At 64.8% G+C, this 3363-nt stretch carries 4 protein-coding genes; 1 reads left to right on the top strand and 3 read right to left on the bottom strand.

Annotated features, from left to right (window positions below; all coding sequences use genetic code 11):
• The coding region (locus EOD07_RS27385) for an ABC transporter ATP-binding protein (RefSeq protein ID WP_164772581.1) at window positions 1-361 on the bottom strand (361 nt) is incomplete at its 3' end.
• A 213-nt stretch (window positions 362-574) separates the two neighbouring features.
• On the opposite strand from EOD07_RS27385, the gene EOD07_RS27380 reads away from it, so the two are divergent.
• Complete coding sequence (locus EOD07_RS27380) at window positions 575-880, top strand: DUF982 domain-containing protein (protein WP_127237619.1); 306 nt, start codon at window positions 575-577, stop codon at window positions 878-880.
• 15 nt (window positions 881-895) lie between these two features.
• Here the strand turns inward: EOD07_RS27380 and EOD07_RS27375 are convergent, their stop codons facing one another.
• Together EOD07_RS27375 and EOD07_RS27370 are read right to left on the bottom strand one after the other, a co-directional pair.
• Window positions 896-1582, bottom strand: coding sequence for an aspartyl/asparaginyl beta-hydroxylase domain-containing protein (locus EOD07_RS27375; protein WP_041007298.1), 687 nt, complete (start codon window positions 1580-1582; stop codon window positions 896-898).
• Window positions 1583-1689: 107 nt separating this feature from the next.
• A complete protein-coding gene (locus tag EOD07_RS27370; protein WP_127237618.1) occupies window positions 1690-3183 on the bottom strand; it encodes an efflux transporter outer membrane subunit in 1494 nt (497 codons plus the stop codon).
• Between the last annotated feature and the right edge of the window lie 180 nt (window positions 3184-3363).

The following is a 3363-nucleotide window of genomic DNA, read 5'->3' as shown; positions in this document are numbered from 1 at the left end:
CCGCCGCGACGCGGGCAGGGATGACGGCGGAGGGCACGTGCCTGGCCTTCAGCGGATAGGCGACGTTTTCGGCGACATCCATATGCGGCCAGAGCGCATAGGACTGGAAAACGACGCCGACATTGCGCGCCTCCGGCGGCAGCTGCCGCTTCGGGTCGGCGACAAGCGCGTCGCCAAAAAACACGCGGCCTTCGCTCGGCGCCTCGAAGCCGGCGATCAATCGCAGCATCGTCGTCTTGCCGCAGCCGGAAGGGCCGAGCAGCGCTGTGAAGGAGCCCTTCGGAAAGGCCAGCGAAACACCGTCCAGCGCGGTCGTTTCGCCATAGCGCTTGACCAGAGACTCGACCCGGATTTCGCTCATCTTTTCGCCCACGGCAGCTGTGATGGCAGGCAATACGGTGGAAATCCGGCATTGGCAATGCAGCCGGTATCGATGCGGACCGACGTCGATCTGCCGCACCGGCGAACCGATTCTTCACCGCACTGAGGTCACATTTGCGAGTCAGAAGCCCCCAAAAGAAACTTTTCAGAACGAGCGGCGTTGCTCCGGCTGCGCCAGTTCGGGAGACAGGGAATGGACAGACTGCAATTCGAGGTGCCGGTGCGCATCACGCCCGCGCCCGGCCTGCCCATCGAGGAAATCTACAGCGTCGAGCAGGCGCTCGATTTCCTGCAGGATTGGCCGAAGCGCCGCCAGGGCAAGGTCTACGAAGCCGCGTTCAACGCCTGCTTCGGCGCGACGGTCGATGTTGCTAGCGCCGAGGAAGCCTGCCGCGCATTCGCTGCCTTCTGCCGTGTCAGCGGATTGCTTGCGAGAGACGCCATGTTCCCGGGCAAGCTTGGCGGCAGGGCAGGGACGTATCGCGACGCGCGAGCATAGAGAGCGATCGCAGCTTCAGCCGCCGAACGACACGCCGCGATAGCGCATCCCCACCTGCACGCCACGCACGATCACGCGTGACAGGATTTCCATGTCGAGCGGCATTTGCGGGCGCCACACGTCGAGCAGGAGCGCCACGCGGGGCTGATCCGAGTTGTTCATGACTTCATGCTCGAACGTGTCGTCCCAGAGCATGCACTCGCCGTCGGCGATGCGCCTTTCCTCATGGTTGATCATCATGATCGTCGCCGGGCGGCCATCCGCCTGCTTCGGGATGACCAGCCCGAGATGGAAGCGCATGATGCCGCGGAAAGGTCCGCGGTGCGGCGGGATATGCTTGCGCGGGGCGAGGAACGAGACGGCCGCCGATTTGACCTCGGGGCACTCCGCGAGCAGCCGGGTCAGCACCGGCATGCGCGCGAGGTTCTCCGGCACCGTCATGTCATAGGCCTTGAGCACGAACATGCGCCAGTCGAGACCGTCATTGGCCGAGATATCGGCCTGCTCCGGCATGATGTCGTGGAAGCGCGGCGCCGTGTTCAGCTTCGCTGCCAGCGCTTCGTCGCGGATATCTTGCCAAGCGGCGCTGAACTTCGCCGCATTGGGGAAATGCGTGCCGGCATCAAGAATGGCCGGTGCATCTATGCGCTTTTCATAGATACGGCGAACCAGATTGGTTCCGAGATCGTAGGCGCCTGACATCTCATTACCTCAACGAGGCTGTTATATAGTGGGATATTGTTTGCGGCCACGGCTCACGGAGATTTGTACGGGCCGTCAACAGGCGGATAGACATCGTGCACCTTGTCTCACTGGGCCTTCGATGCCAGTCGCGGCCCGGTGCCGACATCGATGATTTCAGGCCTGGCGGTGTCGATCGCGCCGTCCCAGCCGCCGCCAAGCGCCTTGTTGAGGGCTATGTAGTCGGTGGCGATCGAGACGCGGCTTTGCAGGGCTGAATCGTCGGCGGAATAAGCCGACCGTTCGGCATCGAGCACGTCGAGAAGGCTGGTCTCGCCAGCCTTGTAGAGCGTTCTTTCAAGCCGCGCGGCATCGCCATAGGACTTCGCGGACGACGCGAGCTTGCCGTTCCTGATGCGCTCCTGCGACAGCGAAACCGTGGCGTTTTCCACGTCTTCCAGCGCCGTCAGCACGGAAGCCTTGTAGGCGACGAAATACTGGTCGCGCTGAGCCCTGGCGACGTCGGCGGCCGCCTGCAGCTGGCCGCCATTGAACAATGGCACGCTGAGCGTGGGGCCAAAGGACCAGCCGATGGTGGAGTTCTTGCCGAGATCGCCGAGCTTGAGAGACGTGGTGCTGATGTCGCCGGTCAGGCTGACGCTCGGATAGCGCGCGGCCTCGGCCTGGCCGATCTTGGCGGTGGACTGCGCATACTGCCGTTCGGCCATGCGCACGTCCGGGCGGGTGAGCAGGATGTCGGCCGGGATACCGGTCGGGATCGGCAGGCGCGGCGCCGGGATCGGCTTTACGCGCTTCAAGCGCTCGGTGAGGGCCGCCGGCGGTCGCCCGGTCAGCACTGAAAGGCGATGCACGGCCTCGGCATAGCTCGCTTCCAGGCTCGGAACGCCGGCTTCCGTGCCGCTGGCCTGTCCTTCCGCCTTGGCGACATCCGCCGCGGTCGCCGAACCGGCCAGAGCCATCGTGCGGGTAAGCTGGGCGGTCTGCCGCTGCGATGCGGCGGAGCGCCGGGCAAGCGCTATGCGCGCCTGGTAGCCGCGCGCCTGGACGTAGTTCGAGGTCACATCGCCAACCAGCGTGAGAAGGGTCGAACGCAGTTCCTCCTCGGAAGCGTCCAGCCCGTAGCTCGCCGCCTCTACGCCCCTGCGGTTGGCGCCGAAGAGGTCGAGTTCCCAGCTGGAATCGAAGCCCGCCTGATACTGGCTGTAGGTCTCGCTGGCCGTCGTGCCGGCGGAAGTCGCGGAAACCCGGTTGCGGGTAGCCGAGGCCGAACCGTCTGCTGTGGGGAGCAGCGTGCCGACCGACTGGCGGTAGCTCGCCCGCGCTTCGCGGATCTTGGCCTTGGCGCTTGCCACATCGAGATTGCCGGCAACCGCTTCCTCGACAAGCGCGTTCAGCTCGGGATCGCGCAGGCGCTGCCACCATTTCGACAGTTGCGCCGGCTTTGCCGGTTTCGCCGCCTTCTGCCCGCCCCAACTCGCCGGCATCGCCAGCAGAGGTTTCTGGTAGTCCGGCCCGACGACGCATCCCGAGAGCAGGGCAGCGGCAAACGCGGGCAAAAAGAGCCCCTTCGCGGTCGCGAGACCGCGTTCAAAATCAAACATTTGAGAGAAACCTTTATTCCGGAGTGGCTGTGGCTTGTGTCCCGCCCGTATCCTGCTTGGCCGCCCTGCCTTTGAAGATGCGGCGCACCGTGACGAACAATAGCGGCACCAGGAAGACGCCGATCACCGTCGCCGCGATCATGCCGCCCATCACGCCGATGCCGACCGAGTTCTGCGCGC

The sequence above is a fragment of the Mesorhizobium sp. M2C.T.Ca.TU.002.02.1.1 genome, assembly GCF_003997225.1.
The sequence above is the reverse complement of the archived record's forward strand: the minus strand, read 5'-3'. Positions and strand labels throughout refer to the sequence as shown.